Origin of the sequence: Kitasatospora sp. NPDC059160, assembly GCF_042755465.1 — a bacterium.
GTDB lineage: Bacteria > Actinomycetota > Actinomycetes > Streptomycetales > Streptomycetaceae > Kitasatospora.
This window is the reverse complement of the sequence record NZ_JBHZCN010000004.1, coordinates 1-24,132: the sequence shown is the minus strand read 5'-3', so window position 1 is coordinate 24,132 and position 24,132 is coordinate 1. Positions and strand designations below refer to the sequence as shown.

Sequence of the window (24,132 nt, the reverse complement as noted above, 5' to 3'; positions counted from 1 at the left end):
GGTGTCAGGCCTTGGGCCGCCCCGCTGTCACGCCTTGGGCTTGGGCAGGCCCACCGGGTTGATCTCGGAGGTCTGGACGGCCTCGTTCTCCAGGCCCCAGCGCTTGAGCACCTGCCCGTACGTCCCGTTCCTGATCAGCTCGTTGATCGCGCTGTTGAGCGCCTTGACCAGGCCGTTGTCCTTGTGGGTGGTGGCCGCGATCTTGCCGAGGACGTCCGCGCCGCCGCCCGAGTAGGTGCCGACCACCTCGGTCTCGCCGGTCTGCACGGCGTGGAAGGCCAGGCTGGGGTTGGGGCCGGTGTAGACGTCGATCCGGCCGGAGGAGAGCGCCAGGTAGTACTCGGTGCCGGAGAAGTACTTGATGTCGATCGGCTTGAGGCCGTTGCGGACGTCCTCCTCGCTCCAGGAGATCAGCAGTTTCTCCTGGTTGGTGCCGGTGGCGACGCCGACGGACCGGCCGGCCAGGTCCTTGGCACCGGTGACCTTGATCCCGCTGCCCTTCTTGGTCTCGAAGCCGAGGACGTCCAGCCGGTAGGTGGCGAAGTCGTACTTCTCCTTGCGCTCCTCGGTGACGGTGATGTTGGACAGGCCGGCGTCGTACTTGCCGCTGTCCAGGCCGACGAAGATGTTCTCCCAGGAGACCGGGTTGAACTCGACCTTGAGGCCGAGCACGTCGCCGATGAGCGAGGCGATGTCCGGTTCGATGCCGATGATCGTCTTGTCGTCGTTGGCGTAGAAGTCCAGCGGCGGGGTGGTGCCGATCGAGTCGACGACCTTCAAGGTGCCTCTCTTCCGGATCTCCTCCGGGACCAGCGCCGCGATCGCGTCGACCTTGGCCGTCGAGACCCGGTTCTGCTGCGGCGACAGGTTCACCACGGTGCCGTTCGGCGCCGTGCTGCCCTTGGCCGGGGCGAGTTCCGCCGAGGCGCCGTTCGCGCCGCTGCCGCAGCCGGCCAGGACGAGGGCGGCGGCGAGCGAGCCGGCGGCGGTCACGAGGGCGCGACGGGGTAGGGACATGGCGGAACTCCTGCTCGGGTGAAGGGGGTTCGGGGAGAGGGGGCGGTAGCGGACGGCGGGGTGGGCAGCGGGGGTGCTACAGCACCTTGGCCAGGAAGGCCCGGGTGCGCTCCTGCCGCGGACGGTCCAGGACCTCGGCGGGCGGGCCCTGCTCGACCACCACACCGCCGTCCATGAAGACCACGGTGTCGGCGACCTCGCGGGCGAAGCCGATCTCGTGGGTGACCACGATCATCGTGGTGCCGCTGCGGGCGAGGTCCTTGATGACGTCCAGCACCTCGCCGACCAGTTCGGGGTCGAGCGCCGAGGTCGGCTCGTCGAACAGCAGCACCTTGGGCTCCAGGGCCAGCGCCCGGGCGATCGCCACCCGCTGCTGCTGGCCGCCGGACAGCTGCCGGGGGTAGGCGGCGGCCTTGTCCGCCAGGCCGACCCGCTCCAGCAGCGCCAGCGCCGCCGCCCGGGCCTCGGCCCGCGGGCGGCCCAGGGCGGCGATCGGCGCCTCGACCAGGTTCTCCAGCACGGTCAGGTGCGGGAACAGGTTGAAGTTCTGGAACACGAAGCCGATGCCGGTGCGCTGGCGCAGCACCTCGCGCTCCTTGAGCTCGTACAGCCGGTCGCCGGAGCGCCGGTAGCCGATCAGCTCGCCGTCGATGGCGACGTGGCCGCGGTCCAGCTTCTCCAGGTGGTTGATCGCCCGCAGCAGGGTGGACTTGCCGGAGCCGGACGGGCCGAGCACCACGGTGACCGAGCCGGCCGGGACGTCCAGGTCGACCCCGCGCAGCACCTCCAGCCGGCCGAAGCTCTTGTGCAGGCCGCGGACCTGGACCATCGGGGCGGCCCCGGCCGGGTCGGCGCGGTCGGCCGCAGGGGTCGGGTCGGCCTCGGTCGGCGTGGTCACGGGGTCCCTCCGGGGGTGCGGGCGTCGGTACGGGTGGGCAGGGTACGGAGGAAGGCCCGCAGGCGGTGCAGCGGGCCGGGCGGCGGGGTGCGCCGGGAGCCGCGGGCGAAGTAGCGCTCGACGTAGTACTGGCCGACCGACAGCACCGTGGTCAGCACCACGTACCAGACGGTGGCCACCATCAGCAGCGGCACCACCCGGCCGGTCCGGCCGTAGATCACCTGGGCCTGGTAGAACAGCTCGCCGATGGCCATCACGTAGACCACCGAGGTGCCCTTGAGCAGCGAGATCACCTCGTTGGCGGCGGCCGGCAGGATGCCCCGCATGGCCTGCGGCAGCACGATCCGCCAGGCCTGCCGCCAGCGCGGGATGCCGAGCGCGGCGGCGGCCTCGCGCTGGCCGGCCTCCACCGCGATGATGCCGCCGCGGATGATCTCGGCGGCGAACGCGGCCTGGTGCAGCCCGAGGCCGAGCACCGCGGCGCCGAGCGCGCCGAGCACCCCGACCGTCTCGAACTCGCCGAAGGTCGGGCCGAACGGGATGCCGAAGCCGAACCGCTTGTAGAGGTAGGAGAGGTTGAACCAGAACACCAGCTGGACGATCAGCGGGATCGAGCGGAACACCCAGACGTACGCCCAGGCGATGGTCCGCAGCACCGCGCTGCGGGACAGCCGCATCCCGGCCACCACGGCGCCGAGCACGAAGCCCAGCACGGTGCCGTAGGCGGTGAGTTCGAGGGTGCGGCCGATCGCCTGGAGGATGGTGTCGGCGGTGAAGTAGAGGCGGAAGGTGGCCCAGTCCCAGCCGGGGTTGGTGGCCAGGCCGTGCAGGAACTGGAGCAGGACGACGAGGGCGGCCGCCCCGGCCGCCCAGCGCCACGGGTGCCGGGCGGGCACGGTCCGCAGGCCGGCCAGCTCGGCGGCGTCGAGGCCGGTCGCGGGGCCCGGACCGGTCGCGGGGTCGGGGCCGGGGGCGGCCGCGGGTCTCGGCGGGGACGGCGGTGCCGGGGTACTGGTGGTCATCGGAGGACTCCTTCGACAGGGCCTGCGGTCACGGGTGTTCGGGCGGGCTGATCTGCGACTCCTTGATCGCCGAGTCGGCGAGCCCCCACTTGCGGAGGATCCGCTCGTACGTCCCGTCCTTGATCAGCTGGTTGACCGCCGCCTGGAAGGCCGGGGTGAGCGGGGAGCCCTTCTTGAAGGCGAAGCCGACGTCCAGGCGGTGGAACTCGTTGAGGAAGCGCACCCCGGCGGCCTCCTGCGCGGCCTGGTGGCGCAGTCCGTTGATGGTGGACATCTCGACGTCCACCCGGCCCTGCTGGAGGCCGGTCAGCAGGGCGCCGCCCTCGCTGAACGCCTTCACCTCGTACGGCTTCTTCCCGGCGTCGGTGCAGACGTTCTTCTTGTTGTTGAGCGTGGTCTCGAAGGTGGTGCCGGCGCCGGTGCCGATGGTCAGCCCGCAGAGCTGGGCCAGGTCGGTGACCGGCTGGACCGACGTGTTGTCCTTCTGCACCGCGAAGCCCTGGCCGTCGTCGATGTAGGTGACGAAGTCGATGGTCTTCAAGCGGGCGGTGGTGACCCCGAAGTTGCCGGTGCCGACGTCGAACTTGCCGCTGTCCAGGGCGGGCAGGATGGTCTCGAAGGCGGCGTCCTGGCGCTGCACGGTCAGGCCGAGGACCTTGGCGACGGCGTCGGTGAAGTCCACGTCGACCCCGACCGGCTTCTTGGTGGTCTGGTCGGCGTAGTAGGCGCTCGGCGGGGTGCCGAAGGACGAACCGAACTTCACCACCCCGGACCTGCGCACCTCCTCGGGCAGCAGCGCGGCGGCGGCCTCCGACCTGCCCACGCCGGAGACGACGTCCTCGGTGGCGGTGGCGGCCGGTCCGCCCGCCCCGGCCGCGCCCGCGATCTTCGGGTCCGAGCCGCACGCGGCCAGGGCCAGGACCGGCAGCAGCGCGGTGGTCGCGAGGAAGCGGCGGCGGACGGTGGTGGTTCTCACGGGGGGCCTTTCAGTGGGACGGGACCAGCACGGGCAGGGGCTTCTCGAAGGGGAGCGGGCCGATGGTCAGGGGATCGGCCGTGACGTCGAACAGCGGGGTGTAGCCGGCCGCCAGGTAGAGGCCCTTGGCCTCGGGCTGGCGCGGGCCGGTGGTGAGGTGGATCCGGCGGTAGCCGGCGGCCGCGGCGGTCCGCTCCAGTTCGGCGAGCACCCGGCGGGCCAGGCCCCGGCGGCGGTGCGCGGAGTGGGTCCACATCCGCTTCACCTCGGCGGTCCGCTCGTCGTAGCGCTTGTACGCGCCGCCGGCCACCGGCTCGCCGTCCTCCAGCAGGAGCAGCAGCACTCCGTGCGGCTCGGCGAAGGCGTCGTCCGGGTAGCGGGTCATCTCCTGGTGGGCCTCGGGGCCGTAGCGGGTGACGTACTCGTGGGTGAGCTCGCGCAGCAGCGGTGCCACCAGCGGGTCCGCCAGGGTGACCCGGCGGAACTCCCACCCCGGAGCCGGGCTCACGCCTGCACCGCGATCAGCTGGTGCCGGTCCCGCTCGGCGCGGGCCGCCGCCTCGGCCTCGGCCTCCGCCCTGGCCGCGTCGCGCTTGGCGACCTCCTCGCGGACGATCGGGATCACGTACCGGCCGAAGTCGATCGCGTCGTCCAGCAGGTCGTAGCCGCGCGCGGAGAGGATGTCCACGCCGAGGTCGTAGTAGTCCAGCAGCGCCTGGGCGACCGTCTCCGGGGTGCCGACCAGCGCGTTGGAGTTGCCGGCCCCGCCGGTGGCCGCGGCGGTCGGGGTCCACAGCGCGCGGTCGTAGCGCTCGCCGGCCTCGGCGATCTCGATCAGCCGCTGCGACCCGGTGTTCTCCGGGGCCCCGCCGACCGGGCGGCGCCTGGTCACCGGCTCCCCGCTCTCCCGGCGGGCCCGGATGGCGGCCACCGTGCGGTGCGCCTTCTCCCAGGCCAGTTCCTCGGTGGGCGCGATGATCGGCCGGAACGCCACCTGGATCCGCGGCAGGTCGCTCCGCCCGGCGGCCCGGGCCGCCTCCCGCACCCGCTCGATCTGCTCGGCGGTGCGGGCCAGCGGCTCGCCCCACAGGCAGTAGATGTCGGCCTCGGCCCCGCCGGCCGCGTAGGCGGCGTCCGAGGAGCCGCCGAAGGAGACCGCCGGGCGCGGCTGCTGGACCGGGAAGACGTCGGAGACGAAGTCGTGGAAGCGGTAGTGCGGGCCCTCGTGGTCGAAGGGCTCCCGGCTGGTCCAGGCCTTCTTCACGATGCCGATGTACTCGCGGGTGCGCTCGTAGCGCTGGTCCTTGGTGAGGAAGTCGCCCTCGCGCTGCTGCTCGTGGTCGGTGCCGCCGGTGATGAAGTGGACGGTCAGCCGGCCCTCGCTGACCTGGTCGAGGGTCGCGAAGGTCTTGGCGGCGAAGGTCGGGTAGGACACGTTCGGCCGGTGGGCGAGCAGGATCTGCAGCTTGTCGAGGCGCGAGGCGAGGAAGGCCGCCGCCGCCGCGGGCTCCGGGGAGCCGGAGCCGTACGCGAAGAGCACCCGGTCCCAGCCGTGGTCCTCGTGCGCCCGGGCCAGCCGCAGGGTGTAGTCGCGGTCGAAGGCGGCGGTGGTGCGCGGGTTGGTCTCCGAACCGTCGCCGGTGGCGGCGATGCCGAGGAATTCGACGGGCATGGCGGAACCTTTCGGGTGACTGACTCCGGCGGGCTGCGGGTGGGCAGGCCGGAGGCGGCCGCGGCGGGGCGCGGCCGTCGGGCGCGGGGCGGTGGAGCGGGCATGCGGTGGCGCGGACGCGGGAGGAGGAGCGCGGGAGGAGGAGCGCAGGAGGAGGACGGACGCGAGCGGAACTGCCGGAGCGCAGAACGAGGGCGGTGGAGGCGAGGCGGCAGCGTGCGCCTGACGATCCGTCAACTACCGCGACGGACCATGGTTCCCGGCCCGCGACGGGGCACACCGAGGGAGGTCTCCCCGAAGGGATTCAGGGCCGGACGGGCGGCCCGCTGCCGGGTCAGCCGCGACACGCCGCGGACCACACCCGACCGAAGTCGATGTGGTCGCGGGTGACCAGGGGCTGCTCGGCGTACATGGCCTCAAGTTGAGCAGTCGGCCGAGTGGTACGTCAACCGTGCATCATTGCCGCACTGTTGCGATCTCCTGTCGCTTCTCCCCCCACCCCCGGGCGGCCCCGACCGCGCCCCGGCCGGCCCCCGATCACCCTTGACAGCCGTCGATCGCGCATGCGTACGATCGACGCGGAGTGCAGTGCGCTGCGCCGGACGCGTTGAGGGACGCGGGCCGGTGCCCGAGGGCCCGTACGTGATCACACCCGTACCTCTCCCCGCCCGCACTCCGCCCAGGAGCCGCCGCCATGGCCACCCCGCAGGACGTCCTGCCCGCCCCCGCCCCCGCACCGGTCCCCGCACCCGCACCCGCCCTCACCGGGAGCCCGCCACCACCCCCCGAGGCCCGGATCGTCGCCCGCCGCAGGCCCGGGCAGTGGATCGCCGCGGCCGTCGCCCTGCTGCTGGCCGCGATGGCGGTCGGCTCGGTGGTCCGCAACAAGGCCTTCCAGTGGGACGTGGTCGCCGAGTGGTTCACCGCCCGGTCCGTCCTCGACGGCCTGACCCTCACCCTGTGGCTGACCGCCGTCACCCTCGCCCTCGGCTTCGTCCTCGGCACCGTCCTCGCCACCATGCGGCTGTCCACCAACCCGGTGCTGCGCACGCTCAGTTGGGGCTACATCTGGATCTTCCGCTCCACCCCGCCGCTGGTGCAGCTGCTGTTCTTCTTCAACATCGGCGCGCTCTACCCGACGCTCGGCCTCGGCATCCCCTTCGGCCCCGAGTTCGTCACGGTCAAGACCGTCAACCTGATCGGCCCCACCCTGACCGCCGTCATCGGCCTCACCCTGCTGGAGAGCGCGTACGCCGCCGAGGTGATCCGCGGCGGCATCCTGTCCGTCGACCGCGGCCAGCTGGAGGCGGCCGCCGCGCTCGGGCTCGGCCGGTGGCGGGTGCTGCGCCGGATCGTGGTGCCGCAGGCGATGCGCGCGATCGTGCCGAGCGCCGGGAACATGCTGATCGGGGCGCTCAAGGGCACCAGCATCGTCAGCGTGCTGGCCGTCTCCGACCTGCTCTACTCGGTGCAACTGGTCTACCTGCAGTCCTACCAGGTCATCCCGATGCTGATGGTCGCCACCCTCTGGTACCTGGTGGTCACCACCGTGCTGTCGATCGGCCAGTACTACGTCGAACGCCACTTCGCCAGGGGCGCCAGCCGGGACGGCCTGCCGCCCACCCCGCTGCAGCGCGCCCGCGCCGCCCTCGCCCGGGTGGTCCGGGCATGACGACGACGCTCGTGATCGTCGGCGCCGGGCCGCGCGGCACCGGACTGCTGGAGCGGATCGCCGCCAACGCGGCCGAACTCCTGCCCGCCGACCGGCCGTTGGAGATCCACCTGGTCGACCCGTACCCGCCCGGCGCGGGCCGGATCTGGCGCCACGACCAGTCCCCGCTGCTGCGGATGAACTCGATGGCCGAGGACGTCACCATGTTCACCGACGAGCGCTCCACCGTCGAGGGCCCGGTCCGCCCCGGCCCCTCACTGGCCGAATGGGCCCTGCGGCAACGGGAGTTCGCGCCCTACCGGGAGATCGCCGACCCGGCCGTACGGGCCGAGCTGAGCACCCTGGCGCCCACCGACTTCCCCACCCGGCGCGCCCAGAGCGCCTACCTGGACTGGGTGTTCCGCCGCGCCGTCGCCGACCTGCCGGCCCACGTCACGGTCACCGTCCACCGGGCCACCGTCCGGCGGATCGACGGACCGGCCGACGGCCCGCAGACCGTCCACCTGGACGGCACCACCCTCACCGCCGACCACGTCACCCTCACCCTCGGCCACCTCGACTCCGCCCCGCACCCCCGGTACGCCGAGGACGCCGCCTTCGCCGCCCGGCACGGCCGCTTCCACCTGCCACCCGCCTACTCCGCCGACGTCGAGGCCGAGTTGGCCCGGATCGCCCCCGGCGAGCAGGTGGCACTGCGCGGCTTCGGCCTGGCCTCCGTCGACCTGGTCGCGATGCTCACCGAGGGGCGCGGCGGCCGCTTCGAACCCACCGGGGACGGGCCCGCCCTGCGCTACCTCCCGTCCGGCCGCGAACCGGTGCTGCACCTGGGCTCCCGGCGCGGCGTGCCCTACCACTCCAAGACCGACTACCGGCTCCAGGGGCCGCCCGCCCCGCTCCCCCGGTACTTCGACGCGGCCGCCGTGGACGCCCTGCTCGCCACCGGCCGACCGCTGCGGCTGCGCCGTGACGTCTGGCCGTCGATGGCCAAGGAGGTCGGCTTCGGGCACTACCACGAGCTGTTCCACGCCCACCCGGAGCGCACCGCGCTGCCCTGGACCGCCTTCCTCGCCCGGTACGACCGGCACGACTGGTACTCCCCCGAACTGGCCGCACTCGTCGCCGAGGCCGTCCCCGACCCGGCCGACCGGATCGACTTCGAACGGCTCGACCACCCGCTGGCCGGGCTCGAACTCGGCTCCGCCGAGGAGCTCCAGACCCACCTGCGCGCCTACGTCACCGCCGACGCCGACCGCCGCGCCGACCCGGCCCACAGCGCCGACCTGGGCGCCTTCCTTGCCCTGCTGTCGCTGTTCGGCCAGCTCCCCCGGATCCTCGCCTCCGGCCGGCTCACCGCCCGCTCGGTCGCCGAGGACGTCGACGAGTGGTTCTTCGGCTACTTCAGCTTCCTCGCCTCCGGCCCGCCCGGCTTCCGGCTTCGCCAGCTGCTCGCGCTCTCCGAGGCCGGGGTGGTGCACTTCCTCGGCGCGGGCGTGCGGATCGAGCGGGACGAGGCCACCGGCACCTGGCGGGCCTCCGGCGCCACCGTGCCCGGCCACACCGTCACCGCCACCGCACTGGTCGAGGCGTACCTGCCCAAGCACGCGCTGGCCCGCACCCTCGACCCGGTGCTGGACTCGCTGCACCGCACCGGGCGGGTCGCGGAGGAGGTGGTGAGCGACGCGGAGCACACCCACCGCTCCGGGCTGGTCACCATCGACCCCGCCGACAGCCGGCTGATCGACCCGGCCCTGGACGGCGCCCCGCACCCGCGCCGCACCGCGCTCGGCCCGCACACCAGCCTCCGGGCGGCCGCCGCCTTCGCCCGGCCCCGCACCAACGCCCCGGGCTTCCGCCAGAACGACGCCGCCGCCCGGGCCCTGCTCCGCGCCCTGGCCGCACTCCCGGCGGCGGCCCTGGTGGGGTGAGACCCGGGGGGCGGAGCGGTGGCCGGTCCCCGGGGGGAGTCAGGGGTTCAGGGGTTCAGGGGTTCAGGGGTTCAGGGGTTCAGGGGTTCAGGGGTTCAGGGGTTCAGGGGTTCAGGGGCCGAGGATCTCCGCCACCAGGTCCTCGTCCGTGACGAAGGGCGGCGCGGCGATCACCCGTTCCCCGGCCCCCTTGACGCCCGTCCCGCGCTCCAGCTCGCGCACCAGCTCCGGGACGGGCTCCTGGCCGGCCTTCCGGATCCACCCGACCAGCCCCAGCACCCGGTCGCGGTCGATCCGCGCCCGCCAGGCCCGGGCGAGCCGGTTCGGCCCGCGGTGGGACCGGGCCCGCTGCCGGTACTCCGCCAGGTCCAGCCGGGCCTGGGTACACCGCCGGTCGGTCGGGCCGAAGGCCTCGACCAGCTGGGGCAGCAGCTCCTCCAGCCGGGCCGCCGCGCCCGCGAAGTCGCCCCGCCCGGCCTGGCAGGCCGCGAGGTCGGACCCGGCCTGGAGGACGAGCGGACCGCGCGGGCCCTGGGCCGACCTCAGCGCGGGCAGCAGCGCGCTGAGCAGCCGGATCGCGGTGACCGGGCGGCCGCACTCCCGGACCAGTGCGGTCAGCGCGTACCGCGCGTCCAGGGTGACCGGATCGATCGGCCCGGACGCCGAGGTCAAGTCCTCGATCAGGCCCTCCAGTTGCCGGACCCCCTCGGCCTGGCGGCCGGACCTGCCGAGGCACCGCGCGAGGTCCCGCCGAGCGGCGACCACCTCCGGATCGGCCCCGCCGAGCGCCCGTACGGCGGCCTCCACCACCGGTCGCAGCTGGTGCGCGGCCAGCGCGGGACGCTCGTCCCGCGCCGTGCGCACGACCCGCTCCAGCCGGGCCCGGACGACCGCCGCGTCCTCGACCGGCACGGGCGGTTCGACGGGGCGCCCGATCTGCCGGGGCGCCGGGTACAGCAGCGCGGGCCGCCCCACCGGCCGGAGCCTCGGCTCCCGGGCCGGAGCACGCCGCCGGACGGGCGCGGACCGCTTCACCGGCGCCGCTCTCGGGGCGGCCGGCTCCGGGGCGGCCGACTCCAGGACAGTCGGGTCCGGGACCGTCGGTTCCGGGACAGTCGGTTCCGGGACAGCCGACTCAGCCCCGACCCGGTCGACCGGTGTCGCCGTCGGCGGCAGCTCCCGGCCCTCCGCGAGGTCCGCGAAGCACCGGGCGACCGTCCGGGCGTCGGCCGGCCGCTCCGCCGGGTCCTTCGCCAGCAACCGGCCCAACAGCTCGGGGAGCCGGAGCGGCAGACCGTACTTCACCGGATCCACCGCCGGGGGCGGCTCGTTGAGGTGCTGGTACATCAGCACCGGCGTCGAGTCCCCGGTGAACAGCCGCTTCCCGGTGAAGAGTTCGACCAGGACGCAGCCCAGCGCGTAGAGGTCCGCCCGCCCGTCCACCCGGCCGCCGGTCCACCGCTCCGGCGCCATGTACGGCGGGCTGCCGATCACCGTTCCGACGGTGGTCAACCCGCTGGCCCCGACGTCCAGTTGGGCGATGCCGAAGTCCAGCACCTTGGGCAGGCCGTCCTCGGTGATCATCACGTTGTCCGGCTTGATGTCCCGGTGGACCATCCCCGCGTCGTGCGCGGCCGCCAGCGCCTCGCAGATCTGCCGGGCCCAGCGCAGGCCCACCTGCGGATCCGGCCGGCCCTCCCGGATCACCTGGGTCAGGGTGCGGCCGGTGAGCAGCTCCATCACCAGGTAGGTGACCTGCTGCTCGTCGGCCTCGCCGTGGCCGAGGTCGTGCACCGTGACGATGTGCGGGTGCGACAGGTTGCCCGCCGCCGAGGCCTCCCGGGCGAACCGCAGCGCGGCCTTCGCCTGGTCGCCGTCGTCGTGCCGGATGACCTTGACCGCCACCGGCCGCCCGACCCGGGTGTCCTGAGCCCGCCAGACCACCCCGAACCCGCCCTGGCCGAGCTTCTCCTGGAGCTCGTACCGGTCGTCGAGGACGTCACCGACCCGCACCTGCCCTCCCCCCATCGGCTGTGTACCCACCGACTCTAGCGAGCGGCCCGGGCAGCGTCCCGCCCCGCCCTCAGGGGCCGAAGATCTCCTCCACAACGTCCTCGTCCGAGACGTGGTCCGGCGCCTCGAACACCAGGTCGGCGACGCCCTTGAGGCCGATGCCCCGCTCCAGCGCGCCGACGCAGGCGGCCGCCTCCTCGTCGGTGCCGAAGTCCCACACCCGCAGCCGCCGGACCAGCACCAGGGCCTCGATCGGGCTCATCCGCGGCGCCCGGCGGCGGTGGCCGCCGCCCTTGCGGCCGGTCTGCGCCAGCCGCTGCTGGTAGCCGGCCAGGTCCTGCCAGGCCTGGACGGTGCTCGGGTGGTGGTCGCCCAGGGCCCGGGCCAGTTCGGGCAGCAGCCCGTGCAAGTGCACCACCGCGCCCTGGAGGTCGCCCCGGTTGGCCTGGTGGACGGCGAGGTCGTGCCGGGCCTTGAGGACCCGGCCGTCCTGCGGGCCCCAGACCGCGGCCAGGTCGGGCAGCAGTTCGCGCAGCAGCCGGACCGCGGTGACCGCCGAACCGCTCTCGCCGATGCACCAGGCGAGGTGGTAGCGGGCTCCGAGGGTGTCCGGGTCGGTCGGGCCGAGCGCGGAGCGCATGTCGGCCACCACGCTGGAGAGCAGCCGGATCGCGCCGTCCAGGTCCCCGGTCCGGCTGAGGTACCAGGTGAAGTCCCGCCAGGCGCCCAGAGTGTCCCGGTCGGCCGCGCCGAGCGCGGTGACGCTCTCCTGGGCGACCGCCTGCAGCAGGATCGCCGACTCGCCCGCCGTCGCGGCCCGGTACGCGGCCGCCCGGCGCTCGCGCAGCCCGGCCCGGACGGCGTCCTCGGACACGGGGGCCGCGACCACCGGCGGGGTGGTCAGCGGGGACAGCACGGAGGGCGCCGCGGGAATCGCGGGAGCCGCGGGCGGCACCGAAGGCGGCGAAGGCACCGAAGGCACGGGCCGCGCCGGCGGTACGACCGGCGGCACCGCGGGCGGCACGGCCGGAGCAGCGGGCACAGCAGGAGCGACGGGCACGGCAGGGGAAACGGGCACGGCAGGGGAAACGGGCACAGCAGGGGCGACGGGCGCAGCAGGCGTGGCCAGCTCGGCGAGCCGCCGCTCGACCGTCCGGGCGTCGGCCGGCCGCTCCGCCGGCTCCTTCGCCAGCAGCTCCGCGACCAGCCCGGCCACCTGCGGCGGCAGCCCGAACCGGGCCGGGTCGAGGGCCGGGGGCGGCTCGTTGAGGTGCTGGTACATCAGCACCGGCGTCGAGTCCCCGCCGAACGGCCTTGCCCCGGTGAAGAGTTCGACCAGGACGCAGCCCAGCGCGTAGAGGTCCGCCCGCCCGTCCACCCGGCCGCCGGTCCACCGCTCCGGCGCCATGTAGGCGGGGCTGCCGACGATCGTGCCGGTGGTGGTCAGCCCGCCGGCTCCGGTGTCCAGCTGGGCGATGCCGAAGTCCAGCACCTTGAGGTGCCCGGCGTCGGTGATCATCACGTTGTCCGGCTTGATGTCCCGGTGCACCATGCCCGCGTCGTGCGCGGCCGCCAGGGCCCCGCAGATCTCCCGCCCCCAGCGCAGGCTGAGCGCGGGCTCGGGCGGTCCGGCCCGGAGCACCTCGGTCAGGGTGCGGCCGGTGAGCAGCTCCATCACCAGGAAGGTGACCTGCTGGTCGCCGAGTTCGCTCTGCCCCAGGTCGTGCACGGTGACGATGTGCGGGTGCGAGAGGTTCCCGGCCGCGCAGGCCTCCCGGACGAAGCGCAGTGCGGCCTTCGCCCGGTCGCCGCCGTGGTGCCCGATGACCTTGACCGCCACCGGCCGCCGCATCCGGGTGTCCTGGGCCCGCCAGACCACTCCGAACCCGCCCTGGCCGAGCTTCTCCTGCAGCTCGTACCGGCCGTCCAGAACGTCCCCGACTCGCACGCGCCCTCCCCCTCCCGTGGTGACGCCCAGACTCTACCGACGGCCCTCCCCACCCGACGGCCCTCCCCACCCGACGGCCCAGGTGGAAGGATGGGGAGGAGCCCCGCGACGGTGCGACGGCTCCACCCGTACAGCCCGAGGAGCGCAGTCATGGCCAAGCAGGCCCCGCAGAGCGACCCGGCGCAGGACGCCCCCGAGGTGTCCGCGCCCCAGCACGCGGCCGCCGGCCTGCCCGCCGTCGGTCACAGCCTGCGGATGGCCGCCGAGCAGATGGGCGCCCGGCGCACCCTCGCCACCCTGCGCAAGGTCAACCAGCCGGACGGCTTCGACTGCCCCGGCTGCGCCTGGCCGGAGCCGGGGAAGACGCACACCGCCGAGTTCTGCGAGAACGGCGCCAAGGCCGTCGCCGAGGAGGCCACCGAGCGCCGGATCCGGGCCGAGTTCTTCGCCGCCCACCCGGTCGCCGACCTGGCCGACCGCTCCGGCTACTGGCTGGGCCAGCAGGGCCGGCTCACCGAGCCGATGCTGCTGGACGAGGGCGCCACCCACTACACCCCGGTCTCCTGGGACGACGCCTTCGCGCTGATCGCCGAGGAGCTGCGCGCCCTGGACACCCCGGACGGCGCCGCCTTCTACACCTCCGGCCGCACCAGCAACGAGGCCGCCTTCGCGTACCAGCTGTTCGCCCGCCGGCTCGGCACCAACAACCTGCCGGACTGCTCCAACATGTGCCACGAGTCGTCCGGTTCGGCGCTCACCGAGACGCTCGGCGTCGGCAAGGGCAGCGTCAGCCTCAAGGACCTCTACCAGGCCGACCTGATCATCGTGGCCGGCCAGAACCCGGGCACCAACCACCCCCGGATGCTCTCCGCGCTGGAGCGCGCCAAGCGGGCCGGCGCCACCGTGGTGAGCGTCAACCCGCTGCCGGAGGCGGGCCTGGAACGGTTCAAGAACCCGCAGAACGCCCGCGGCCTGGTCGGCCACGGCACCAAGCTGACCGACCTCTTCCTGCAGATCCGCCTCGGCGGCGACCTGGCGCTGTTCCGCGCGCTCAACCGGATGATCCTGGAGGCGGACGGCGTCGACCGCGCCTTCGTCGCCGAACACTGCCACGGTTTCGAGGAGTTCGAGGAGCAGGCCGGGAAGACGGACCGCGACGAGGTGCTCGCGGCGACCGGTCTGCCCTGGGAGCAGATCGAGGAGCTCGGCCGGCTGGTGCTGGCCTCGAAGAAGATCATCGTCTGCTGGGCGATGGGCCTCACCCAGCACAAGCACGCGGTGCCGACCATCCGCGAGGTGGTCAACTTCCTGCTGCTGCGCGGCAACGTGGGCCGCCCGGGCGCCGGGGTCTGCCCCGTGCGCGGGCACAGCAACGTCCAGGGCGACCGCACCATGGGCATCTTCGAGCGGCCCGCCAAGGCCTTCCTCGACGCGCTGGAGAACGAGTTCGGCTTCGAGCCGCCGCGCGCGCACGGCCTCGACTCGGTGGACACCATCCGCGCGATGCGCGACGGCAAGGTCAAGGTGTTCTTCGCGATGGGCGGCAACTTCGTCGCCGCGACCCCGGACACCGAGGTCACCGAGGCCGCGATGCGCCGCTGCCGGCTGACCGTCCACGTCTCCACCAAGCTCAACCGCTCGCACGTGGTGACCGGCGCCCGCGCCCTGATCCTGCCCACCCTGGGCCGCACCGACCGGGACGTCACCGCCGCCGGCGCCCAGTTCGTCAGCGTCGAGGACTCGATGGGCCAGGTCCACTCCTCGCGCGGCGGACTGCGCCCGCCCGCGCCGGGACTGCTCTCCGAGACGGCGATCGTCTGCCGCCTCGCCCGCGCCGTCCTCGGCCCGCGGGACACCCTGCCGTGGGAGGACTTCGCGACCGACTACGACACCCTGCGCGCCCGGATCGCCCGGGTGGTGCCGGGCTTCGAGGACTTCAACGAGAAGGTCCGCCGCCCCGGCGGCTTCACCCTCCCGCACGGCCCCCGGGACACCCGCACCTTCCCCACCGCCACCGGGAAGGCCAACTTCACGGTCAACCCGCTGACCGCCCCCGAGGTCCCGCCGGGCCGGCTGCTGCTGCAGACCCTGCGCTCGCACGACCAGTACAACACCACGATCTACGGCCTGGACGACCGCTACCGCGGGATCAAGGGCGGCCGCCGCGTCGTCCTGGTCAACCCGGCGGACGCCGCCGAACTCGACCTCGCCGAGGGCCGGTACGTCGACCTGGTCAGCGAGTGGACGGACGGCACCGAACGCCGCGCCCCGCACTTCCGGGTCGTCCACTACCCCGTCGCCCGCGGCGGCGCGGCGGCCTACTACCCCGAGACCAACGTGCTGGTGCCGCTCGACTCCACGGCCGACATCAGCAACACCCCGACCTCCAAGGCCGTGGTGATCCGCTTCGAGCCCGACACCGGCGCGGCCGGGTAGGGCCCTTCCCCCGGCCCGGCACGGAGGAGGCCGCCCGGCGTCCTGGGACGCGGGGCGGCCTCCTCCGTTCCGGGCCGTGCGCGGTCAGTGCAGCAGGCCGCCCAGCGGCAGCGTCGCGCTGGGGCTGCCCGGCGCGGGGGCGCTCGCCGAGCCGGTGCCGCTCGGGCTGCCGGTGCCGGAGGGCGTCCCGGTGCCGGTTGGGGTGCCCGTCGGGGTCGGGGTGGGCTTGTCGCTCGGCGTCTGGGTCGGCGTGCCCGTCGGCGTCTGGGTCGGGGTGCCGGTGGGCGTCCCGGTCGGCGTGCCCGGGTCGGTCGGCGTCTGGGTCGGGGTGCCGGTGCCGGACGGCGTTCCGGTCGGCGTGCCGGTGCCGCCCGGGGTGGGCGTGGCCGGGGTGCCGCCGGGGGCCGGCGGGGCCGGGGTCTGGTTGGCCGGGCTCGGCGCGATCGGGGTGACGGTGTCCCAGCCCTTCGGCAGGTCCGGCACCTTCCAGGCGCCGCCGGCGTCGTCGGACGCGCCGTCCGGGTCGGGGCGGACGGCGCCGAGGATCGCCATCGAGCCGACCGGCGAGACCTTGATGAACGCACCCGGCCGCGGCGCCTGGACGACGAGTCCGCCGCCGATGTACATCGCGACGTGCGAGGCGTCCTGGAAGTAGACCACCAGGTCGCCGGGCCGCAGCTGGTTCAGCGGGACGTGCGGCAGCTGCGCCCACTGCTCCTGGCTGGTGCGCGGGATCGGCTTGCCGGCGTGCAGCCAGGCCTGCGAGGTGAGGCCGGAGCAGTCGTAGGAGTCCGGGCCGGTGCCGCCCCACAGGTACGGCTTGCCGAGCTGGGCGAGCGCGAAGGCGACGGCGCCGCGGCCGGCCAGCGAGGGGGTGCGTTCGCCCTTGCCGAGGGCCCCGGAGGCGAGGAAGGCGAGCTGGGCCTCGTCGGCCTTGGCCTTCTCCAGCTGTTCGAGTTCGGTGCGCTGGGCGCCGGTGAGCGAGGAGACCAGCTGTTCGACCGAGGCGAGGTCGGCCGTGACCTTGGCCTTGGCGGCGTCCTGCTGGACGACCAGCGCCTGCGAGGTCTTGAGGGCTTCCTCGGTCTGCTTCTTCAAGCCGTCGAGCGCGTCCCGGTCGGCCTTCAGCTTGTCCAGGAACTCGGACTGCGAGCGGCTGGCCGCGGCGAGCAGCTCGGCGATGGTGACGGCCTCGTACGGGTCCTTGGAGAGCAGCAGCTCGGCGTAGGCGGAGGAGGCGCCGTTGCGGTACTGGGCGGCGGCGAGCTGGGAGGCGATGTCCGTCCCGGCGTCGACCTGCTTCTGCTGCTTGTCGAGCTTGCCCTGGAGGTCGGTGAGCGTGGTCTGCTGCTCGGTGACCTTGGCGACCGCGCCGTTGTACTGCTCGGTGGCGGCCTCGGCGCTCTGGTAGAGCCCGTGCAGCTGGTCGAGCAGCGGGCCGAGGGTGGCCTTGGCCGCGGCGAGCGGGTCGGCTCCGGGGGCGACGGCGATGCCGGCGCCCGGGTCGGGTGCGGCGTACGCGGCCTGGGCGGCGACCGGCAGCGCGAGGGCGGCGGCCGCGAGGACGGCTCCGCACCTCAGGGCGGCCCGCACCCAGGGGCGCACTCCTGACGTCTCCGTGCGCTGTGCAGCCCCGCCCATGGGTGGTCCTCCCCGCCCTTGCCCTGCCCTGCCCCGGTGGCGCCGTCCGCGGGCTCCCCGGGGACGATCCCGCAGATCCTCCCACGGGTTACTCGCCGGAAACAGGGCGCACGCGGACCAGGAGGTTAATTCTCGATTGATCCGTCGATCCGCACGGCCGTTGTGAGACAGGTCTCAGCAAACGGGGGCGAAACAGGACGTTCTCCGCTAATGTCCAGCTCAGCGCGGCCCAGGTCATCCCTCCGAAAGCTCCCGGACACCGGTGGGCCACCAGCGGAACCACGATTCCCGGCTCAGTTCACCTTCCGTTTACCCAGCAGACCTACGGTCGCGACGTCATCAACGTCCGTGCGACAACTACGACGATTGTTTGGGTATGGAACACATCTCGTTCCTGGTAGCCGTTGTGATCATCACGGCGCTCGCCTTCGACTTCACCAACGGGTTCCACGACACCGCCAACGCGTCCGCCACCGCGATCGCGACCGGGGCCCTTCGTCCGAAGGTCGCGGTCACCATCGCGGCCCTGCTGAACTTCGCAGGCGCGTTCCTGTCGGTGAAGGTCGCCACCACCATCTCCGGTGGCATCGTCAACGAGAAGGCCGGCATCCACCCCGAGGTGATCTTCGCCGCCCTGGCGGGCGCGATCCTCTGGAACCTGCTGACCTGGCTGCGCGGCCTGCCGTCCAGCTCCTCGCACGCCCTGTACGGCGGCCTGATCGGCGCCACGATCGTCGGCGTCGGGATGAACGGCGTCAACTTCGACACCGTGATCACCAAGATCATCATCCCGGCGGTCGCCTCCCCCCTGGTCGCCGGCCTCGCCTCCTGGGGCGCCACCAAGCTGGCCTACGCGATCACCCGCAAGGGCAACGGCGCCGCGACCGACAAGGGCTTCAAGACCGGCCAGATCTTCTCCTCCTCGCTGATCTCGCTGGCGCACGGCACCAACGACGCCCAGAAGACGATGGGCATCATCACCCTGACCCTGGTCTCGGTCGGCGCCATGCCGCACGGCGCGCTGCCCCCCACCTGGGTGATCGTCTCGGCGGGCGCCGCGATCGCGCTCGGCACCTACATGGGCGGCTGGCGGATCATCCGCTCGATGGGCAAGGGCCTGGCGGACATCAAGCCGCTGCAGGGCTTCGCCTCCGAGTCGGCCGTCTCCACCGTCATCCTGACCTCCTCGCACATGGGCTTCGGCCTCTCCACCACCCAGGTCTGCACCGGCGGCATCATGGGCGCCGGCCTCGGCGGCCCGAAGCCGGAGCTGCGCTGGAGCCTGGTCCGCCGCATGGTCTACACCTGGGGCCTGACCCTGCCGGCCGCCGGCCTGGTCGCCGGCGGGGCCGCCGCGCTGGCCCGCCAGGGCGCCTGGGGCGTCGCCCTGGTCGGTGCCGTGCTGGTGGCCGGTTCGGCCACGATGTGGATGATCTCCCGCCGCCAGCCGGTCGGCGCGGACAACGTCAACGACGTCCCCGAGGTCACCCCGGTCGAGGTCGCCACCACCCCGGCCACCGCCGCCCCCACCCCCGCCTCGACCACGGTCGCGGCCTGAGCGCCGTCGATCGAGGAGCCTTCACCATGCACATCAAGTGGAACGCCCTGGCCCAGACCGCCGGCATCAGCTTCGGCGTCACCGTCGCCGTGGTCGCCGTCTTCGCCCTCGGCATCCTGGCACTGTCCCGCCGGGAGGCCGCGCTGAGCTCCCGTGAGGCGGGCGGTCAGGCGGCCGGCGGCGGCAGGCCGGTCCTGCTGGCCGGCGCGTACGCCTGCTTCGCGCTCTGCGCCTGCGCCGTGGTCTACGGCCTGGTGCTGATCGCGGCGCCGTAAGGCGTCATAGCACCGAGCAACGCCGACGGGCCGGGGAGAGTCGAACTCTCCCCGGCCCGTCGGCGTTCGCGCCCGCGCGTTCCCCGTCCCCGGTCAGCTCTCCTGGGTGGTCCGCAGCGCGGTCTCCCGGATGAACAGCACGGTGACGAAGGCCAGCGCCGCGAAGGGCGCGGCCCACAGGAAGACCGTGCCGACGCCGTGGCCGAAGGCGTCGGTGACCAGCGGCAGGATCGGGGCCGGCAGCTTCGCCAGGTCCGGGATGCCGCCGCCGGAGGCCGCGGCCCCGGCCGGGATGTGCGCCGCGGCGAGGTTCTCGGCCAGGTAGTGGCCGACCTTGTTGGACATCAGCGCGCCCAGCGCGGAGACGCCCATCGCGCCGCCCATGGTGCGGAAGAAGGTGACGACGGAGCTGGCCGCGCCGAGCTCGTGCCGGGGCACCGTGTTCTGCACCGCGAGCACCAGGTTCTGGCTGGTCAGGCCGAGGCCGATGCCGGTGAGCGCCATGTAGAGGGAGAGCAGCCCGTAGTCGGTGTCGGCCCGGGCGGTGCCGAGCAGGCCGAAGCCGATCGCGAGCAGCGCGGTGCCGGCGACCAGGTAGGCCTTCCACTTGCCGTACTTGGTGATCAGCCGGCCGGCCACCGCGGAGGAGACCGCCAGGCCGATGATCATCGGCAGCGTCATCAGGCCGGCCGTCGTCGGGGACTTGTCCCGGGCCAGCTGGAAGTACTGGCTGAGGAAGGTGGTCGCGCCGTACATCCCGACGCCGACCAGCACGCTCGCGATCGCGGCCAGGGTGACGGTGCGGTACTTGAACAGCGACGGCGGGATGACCGGCTCGGCGGCGCGGCGCTCGACCACGACGGCCAGCGCGGCCAGCAGCAGGCCGCCGCCGACCATGGCCGCGGTCTGCCAGGACAGCCACGGGTAGTCGGTGCCGGCCAGCGTGATCCAGATCATCAGCAGGCTGACGGCGCCGGTGATGACCAGCGCGCCCAGGTAGTCGATCTTCGCCGGGCGCTTGACCACCGGCAGCTTGAGGGTGCGCTGCACCACCAGGATCGCGGCCAGCGCGAACGGGATGCCGACGTAGAAGCACCAGCGCCAGCCGAGCCAGGAGGTGTCGACGATGACGCCGCCGATCAGCGGGCCGCCGATGGTGGCGAGGGCGAACACCGCGCCGAAGTAGCCGCTGTACCGGCCGCGCTCGCGCGGCGGGACCATCGCGGCCAGGCAGATCTGGCCGAGCGCGACGACGCCGCCGGCGCCGATGCCCTGGAGGGCTCGGCAGGCGATCAGTTCGCCGGTGTTCTGCGAGAGCCCGGCCAGCGCGGAGGTGGCGATGTAGATCAGCAGGGCGATCTGGAGCAGCAGCTTCTTGCTGGCCAGGTCGGAGAGCTTGCCCCAGATCGGGGTGGAGGCGGTCAGCGTGAGCAGGGCCGCGGTGATCACCCAGGTGTAGGCGGACTGGCCGCCGTGCAGGTCGGTGAGGATGTGCGGCAGGGCGTTGGAGACGACGGTCGACGAGAGCACGGCCACGAACAGGCCGAGCAGCAGGCCGGACAGCGCCTCCATCACCTGCCGGTGGGTCATCGGGCGGTCGTCGTCGACGGCGGCTGCGGCTCCGGTCGAGGCCTGGGCGGTCACGGTCATCTGGGTCCTTCGCGCGGGAAAATTCGTTGCCTTAAGCAACCATACGACCGATAGTTGAGTAAGGCAACCTTCTTCAAGTCCAAGTAAAGCCCCGCCCGACGTGAGAGTTCCGCCACTCCCCCGCGGCCCGTCAGGCCCCCGCTCCGACCCGACGCCCCGTCACCACCAGGCGTTCCTCGTCCGCCACGGCGTCGGCACCGCCCGGCGACCGTGGCCGAGAACCGGCGAGGGAGGTAGGACAAGCGAGTTAGTTCATGGTATTAAGTATCCGTTTTCCGCCGATACGCAAGGAGATGTGGATGACCGCCCCGGGGCAGGGATTCGTCGCCGAACTGAAGGGCGCGGTCACACCGCGTGCGGCACTGCTGGTGATCGGCGTGCTGCTGCTGCAGCTCGGGTTCATCACCTCGTACGTCGGGGCGCTGCACCACCCGGCCCCGCACCAGCTGTCGATCGCGGTGGTCGCCCCGCCGCAGGTCACGCCCAAGCTGGTCCAGGCCCTGGAGTCGGTGCCGGACGAGGCGGTCAAGCCGGTCACCGCGCCGGACGCCGAGACGGCGACCCAGCAGATCAAGGACCAGAAGATCTACGCCGCGCTGGTCGTGAACCCGACCGGCACCGAGGACACCCTGCTGACCGCCGGCGCCCGCGGCACCTCGGCCGCCAAGGCCGCCGAGAGCATCACCACCGCGCTGGACAAGTCCCAGGGCCGCACCGTCAAGGTCGAGGACGTCGTGCCGCTCGCCAAGGGCGACACCAACGGCCTGACCGCCTTCTACCTGGTCATCGGCTGGTGCGTCGGCGGCTACCTGGTCGCCTCCATCCTCGGCATCAGCGCCGGCTCCAAGCCGGCCAACCTCCACCGCCTGCTGATCCGCCTCGGCGTCCTCGCGCTGTACTCGGTCGGCGCCGGCCTCGGCGGCACGGTCATCGCCGGGCCGGTCCTGGACGCGATGCCCGGATCGATCCTGTCGCTGACCGCCATCGGCGCCCTGGTGGTGTTCACCGTCGGCGCCTTCACCATGGCCCTGCAGTGCCTGTTCGGCATCATCGGCATCGGCCTCGCGGTGCTGGTCTTCGTGGTGCTCGGCAACCCGAGCGCCGGCGGCGTCTACCCGGCCCCGATGATGCCGCCGTTCTGGCGGGCGATCGGCTCGCTGATCCCCAACGGCGCCGGCACCAGCGCCACCAAGTCGATCGCCTACTTCGGCTCCACCAACCTGGGCATGCCGATCCTGGTCCTGGTGGTCTGGGCGCTGGTCGGCATCGCCGTCGCCTTCCTGGCCGTCCTGCGCACCCCGCGCGAGGCCGGGCGCGAGCTCGACGCCGAGGCCCCCGCCGCGGCCTGAGCCGCCGCTCCCCCGCGTACCACCGGGCCCCTCGCCGCGATCGCGGCGGGGGGCCCGGTCCGCTCCTGCGGGTCCGTGCCTCAGCCGCCCGTGAGCGGCCCCGGGTCGGCGACGATCGCGCGCACCACGCCCACCGCCGCCCCCAGCAGCGGCCCGCGCCGGCCGAGCCGGGACACCGTCAGCCGGTCCTGCGCCCAGGGCCGCACCGTCACCCGGGCCGCCAGCTCGTGCCGCATCGCCGGCAGCAGCCAGGGTGCCAGCCGGGCGTAGCCGCCGCCCAGCACCACCTCGGCCGGGTCCAGCAGGTTGACCGCCCCGGCGGCGGCGATGCCGAGCGCGGCACCGGCCCCGGCCAGCGCCGCCCGGACCGGCTCGTCCCCGGCGCCGGCGCGTTCGGCGAGCAGCGTCACCCAGTCCCCGCGCACCCCGGCCAGCCCCGCCGCCCGCAGCACCGCCGCCTCGCCCGCGTACTGCTCCAGGCAGCCGTGCGACCCGCAGGCGCAGCGCCGCCCCTCCGGGTGGACGGGCACGTGGCCCAGCTCGCCCGCGTAGCCGCGCGCCCCGCGCAGCAGCCGGCCGCCGACCACCACGGCGGCGCCGACGCCGGCCTCGGCGGAGACGTAGAGGAAGTCCTCCGGGCCCTCGCCCAGCCAGCGTTCGGCCAGGCCGCCGAGGTTGGCCTCGTTGTCCGCGTCGACCGGCAGCTCGGCCAGGCCGTCGCCGACCACGCGCAGCGCCGGGCGCAGTTCGGCGGCCAGCGGGACGTCCTGCCAGCCGAGGTTGGCGGCCCGCTGGAGCACCCCGCCGCTGCCGACCAGCCCGGGCACGGCCAGGGTCAGCCCGGCCGGGCGCAGGCCGGACTCGGCGACGGCCGAACGCACCAGCCGGGCCAGGTCGGCCATCACCGCGGCGGGTTCCCGGCCGTGGTTGGCGCTCTCCTCGCGCCGCCAGGCCCGGACCTCGCCGCGCAGGTCGACCACGCAGACGCCGAGGTGGCGGACCCCGATCTCGGCGCCGAGGCCGCCGGGCCCGAGCGGGTTGAGGCCGAGCGCGGTGCCGGGGCGGCCGACCTTGCCGCTGGGGGCGGCCGGGCCCTCCTCGACGACCAGGCCGGCCGAGATCAGCTGTTCGGCGAGCGAGGAGACCGCGGCCCTGGTCAGCCCGGTTCCGGCGGCCACCTCGGCGCGCGAGCGGGGGCCGCGCGCGATCAGGCCGAGCACCAGGGCCAGGTTGGCCCGGCGCATCCCCTGCTGACTGGCGGGCCCGGTCCGGACGCCGTCCGGCTCCCCGCGCATAACCTCACCTCACGGTCGTAGGGCGTGTCTTGTGGATCTTGTCGGATGGGCCGCGGCGTCGGGGTGCGTGCATCGCAAGGCGGAGGAGGGAGGCGATGCGGAGCATCGGGCGACCGACGACAACGCGGCGAGGTGCGTGCCCTGGCGTCGCGGACCCGGCAGGGATCCGCAAGACACGCCCTATGGCACATCCCGTGGCATCTCGGGTGCAGCGTAACCGGGTTCCGGCTCCGCGTGCGCCCGGGCGGCGGGGCTGGTGAAGACCCAGCGCCGCATCGCCCAGAAGCGGAACAGCATGGCGACGAAGGTGCCGACCACCATCCCGCTGAGGAAGTCGGCGACCTCCTGCTGGAACGGGTCGACGTACGGTTCGCGCAGGTCGAGGGCGTACCGGGAGAGCGCCAGCGGGATGTCGTTGACGCCGATCGCCACCGCGCTGACCAGGAAGAACAGCAGGGCCTCCGGTCGGCGCCCGTCCGTCCGGAAGGCCCAGCGGCGGTTGAGCACGTAGGAGACGACGGTGGCGATCACCGTCGCCACCGTCAGGGCCACCACCGGCTGGTGCTGCAGGACGGTGAACTTGAGCTCGACGTCGATCACCGTGGTGAGGACGAAGCAGCCGCTGCCGACCGTCAGGAACTTCACCAGCCGGCGGTGCCGCACCAGGAACGGCCGCAGCCGCGCCGGCACCCGGGCCAGGACGCGCTGCGTGGGGGACGGCATCTCCGCAGTGTGGCACGCGGCGGGGCCCGGGCGCCCGCTCCCCCCGACCCCCCCCCCCCACCC

Annotated in this window: 18 protein-coding genes; 6 read left to right on the top strand and 12 right to left on the bottom strand. The window is 73.8% G+C overall.

All coding sequences use genetic code 11. The annotated features are described in order from the left end of the window. Positions 1-27: 27 nt before the first annotated feature. The 6 genes from ACFXOZ_RS02515 to ACFXOZ_RS02490 form a co-directional block, all read right to left on the bottom strand. Positions 28-1,017 (bottom strand): transporter substrate-binding domain-containing protein, encoded by a 990-nt coding sequence (locus tag ACFXOZ_RS02515; protein ID WP_380522036.1) that lies wholly within the window; start codon positions 1,015-1,017, stop codon positions 28-30. Between the two features lie 76 nt (positions 1,018-1,093). After that, positions 1,094-1,846, bottom strand: a complete 753-nt coding sequence (locus ACFXOZ_RS02510; RefSeq protein ID WP_360233704.1) for an amino acid ABC transporter ATP-binding protein — start codon at positions 1,844-1,846, stop codon at positions 1,094-1,096. Between the two features lie 65 nt (positions 1,847-1,911). Further along, complete coding sequence (locus tag ACFXOZ_RS02505; RefSeq protein ID WP_380586774.1) at positions 1,912-2,937, bottom strand: amino acid ABC transporter permease; 1,026 nt, start codon at positions 2,935-2,937, stop codon at positions 1,912-1,914. 28 nt (positions 2,938-2,965) lie between these two features. Further along, entirely contained in the window at positions 2,966-3,913 is a 948-nt protein-coding gene (locus tag ACFXOZ_RS02500; protein ID WP_380586771.1) for an ABC transporter substrate-binding protein, read from the bottom strand. A 10-nt stretch (positions 3,914-3,923) separates the two neighbouring features. After that, positions 3,924-4,421, bottom strand: a complete 498-nt coding sequence (locus ACFXOZ_RS02495) for a GNAT family N-acetyltransferase (protein ID WP_380586769.1) — start codon at positions 4,419-4,421, stop codon at positions 3,924-3,926. After that, positions 4,418-5,584 (bottom strand): LLM class flavin-dependent oxidoreductase, encoded by a 1,167-nt coding sequence (locus ACFXOZ_RS02490; protein ID WP_380586766.1) that lies wholly within the window; start codon positions 5,582-5,584, stop codon positions 4,418-4,420. Before ACFXOZ_RS02490 ends, ACFXOZ_RS02495 begins: the two co-directional genes overlap by 4 nt. Before the next feature lie 694 nt (positions 5,585-6,278). On the opposite strand from ACFXOZ_RS02490, the gene ACFXOZ_RS02485 reads away from it, so the two are divergent. Next, positions 6,279-7,256 carry an amino acid ABC transporter permease gene (locus tag ACFXOZ_RS02485; RefSeq protein ID WP_380586763.1) on the top strand — a complete coding sequence of 326 codons (978 nt, stop codon included), beginning with the start codon at positions 6,279-6,281 and terminating at the stop codon, positions 7,254-7,256. Then, a complete protein-coding gene (locus ACFXOZ_RS02480; protein ID WP_380586760.1) occupies positions 7,253-9,181 on the top strand; it encodes an FAD/NAD(P)-binding protein in 1,929 nt (642 codons plus the stop codon). Before ACFXOZ_RS02485 ends, ACFXOZ_RS02480 begins: the two co-directional genes overlap by 4 nt. A 111-nt stretch (positions 9,182-9,292) precedes the next feature. Here ACFXOZ_RS02480 and ACFXOZ_RS02475 read toward each other — a convergent pair whose 3' ends face one another. Further along, positions 9,293-11,194, bottom strand: a complete 1,902-nt coding sequence (locus ACFXOZ_RS02475; protein ID WP_380586757.1) for a protein kinase — start codon at positions 11,192-11,194, stop codon at positions 9,293-9,295. Between the two features lie 70 nt (positions 11,195-11,264). After that, complete coding sequence (locus tag ACFXOZ_RS02470) at positions 11,265-13,142, bottom strand: protein kinase (protein WP_380586754.1); 1,878 nt, start codon at positions 13,140-13,142, stop codon at positions 11,265-11,267. A 150-nt stretch (positions 13,143-13,292) separates the two neighbouring features. On the opposite strand from ACFXOZ_RS02470, the gene ACFXOZ_RS02465 reads away from it, so the two are divergent. Continuing rightward, on the top strand, positions 13,293-15,578 hold the full coding sequence (locus ACFXOZ_RS02465; RefSeq protein ID WP_380522055.1) for an FdhF/YdeP family oxidoreductase: 2,286 nt from the start codon (positions 13,293-13,295) through the stop codon (positions 15,576-15,578). Positions 15,579-15,662: 84 nt separating this feature from the next. On the opposite strand, the gene ACFXOZ_RS02460 is transcribed toward ACFXOZ_RS02465, so the two are convergent. Then, complete coding sequence (locus ACFXOZ_RS02460; protein ID WP_375893028.1) at positions 15,663-17,219, bottom strand: NlpC/P60 family protein; 1,557 nt, start codon at positions 17,217-17,219, stop codon at positions 15,663-15,665. Between the two features lie 376 nt (positions 17,220-17,595). Here ACFXOZ_RS02460 and ACFXOZ_RS02455 point away from each other — a divergent pair, with 376 nt between their 5' ends. Then, on the top strand, positions 17,596-18,777 hold the full coding sequence (locus tag ACFXOZ_RS02455) for an anion permease (RefSeq protein ID WP_380586750.1): 1,182 nt from the start codon (positions 17,596-17,598) through the stop codon (positions 18,775-18,777). Between the two features lie 26 nt (positions 18,778-18,803). Continuing rightward, entirely contained in the window at positions 18,804-19,052 is a 249-nt protein-coding gene (locus tag ACFXOZ_RS02450; RefSeq protein WP_380586747.1) for a hypothetical protein, read from the top strand. A gap of 93 nt (positions 19,053-19,145) precedes the next feature. On the opposite strand, the gene ACFXOZ_RS02445 is transcribed toward ACFXOZ_RS02450, so the two are convergent. Next, complete coding sequence (locus tag ACFXOZ_RS02445) at positions 19,146-20,702, bottom strand: MDR family MFS transporter (protein ID WP_380586744.1); 1,557 nt, start codon at positions 20,700-20,702, stop codon at positions 19,146-19,148. Positions 20,703-21,001: 299 nt separating this feature from the next. Here ACFXOZ_RS02445 and ACFXOZ_RS02440 point away from each other — a divergent pair, with 299 nt between their 5' ends. Further along, positions 21,002-22,051: an ABC transporter permease gene (locus tag ACFXOZ_RS02440; RefSeq protein ID WP_375893035.1), complete on the top strand. Its 1,050-nt coding sequence runs from the start codon at positions 21,002-21,004 to the stop codon at positions 22,049-22,051. 80 nt (positions 22,052-22,131) lie between these two features. On the opposite strand, the gene ACFXOZ_RS02435 is transcribed toward ACFXOZ_RS02440, so the two are convergent. Beyond that, positions 22,132-23,346, bottom strand: a complete 1,215-nt coding sequence (locus ACFXOZ_RS02435; protein ID WP_375893036.1) for an ROK family protein — start codon at positions 23,344-23,346, stop codon at positions 22,132-22,134. Between the two features lie 180 nt (positions 23,347-23,526). Then, on the bottom strand, positions 23,527-24,069 hold the full coding sequence (locus ACFXOZ_RS02430; RefSeq protein WP_375893038.1) for a GtrA family protein: 543 nt from the start codon (positions 24,067-24,069) through the stop codon (positions 23,527-23,529). Positions 24,070-24,132 lie beyond the last annotated feature (63 nt).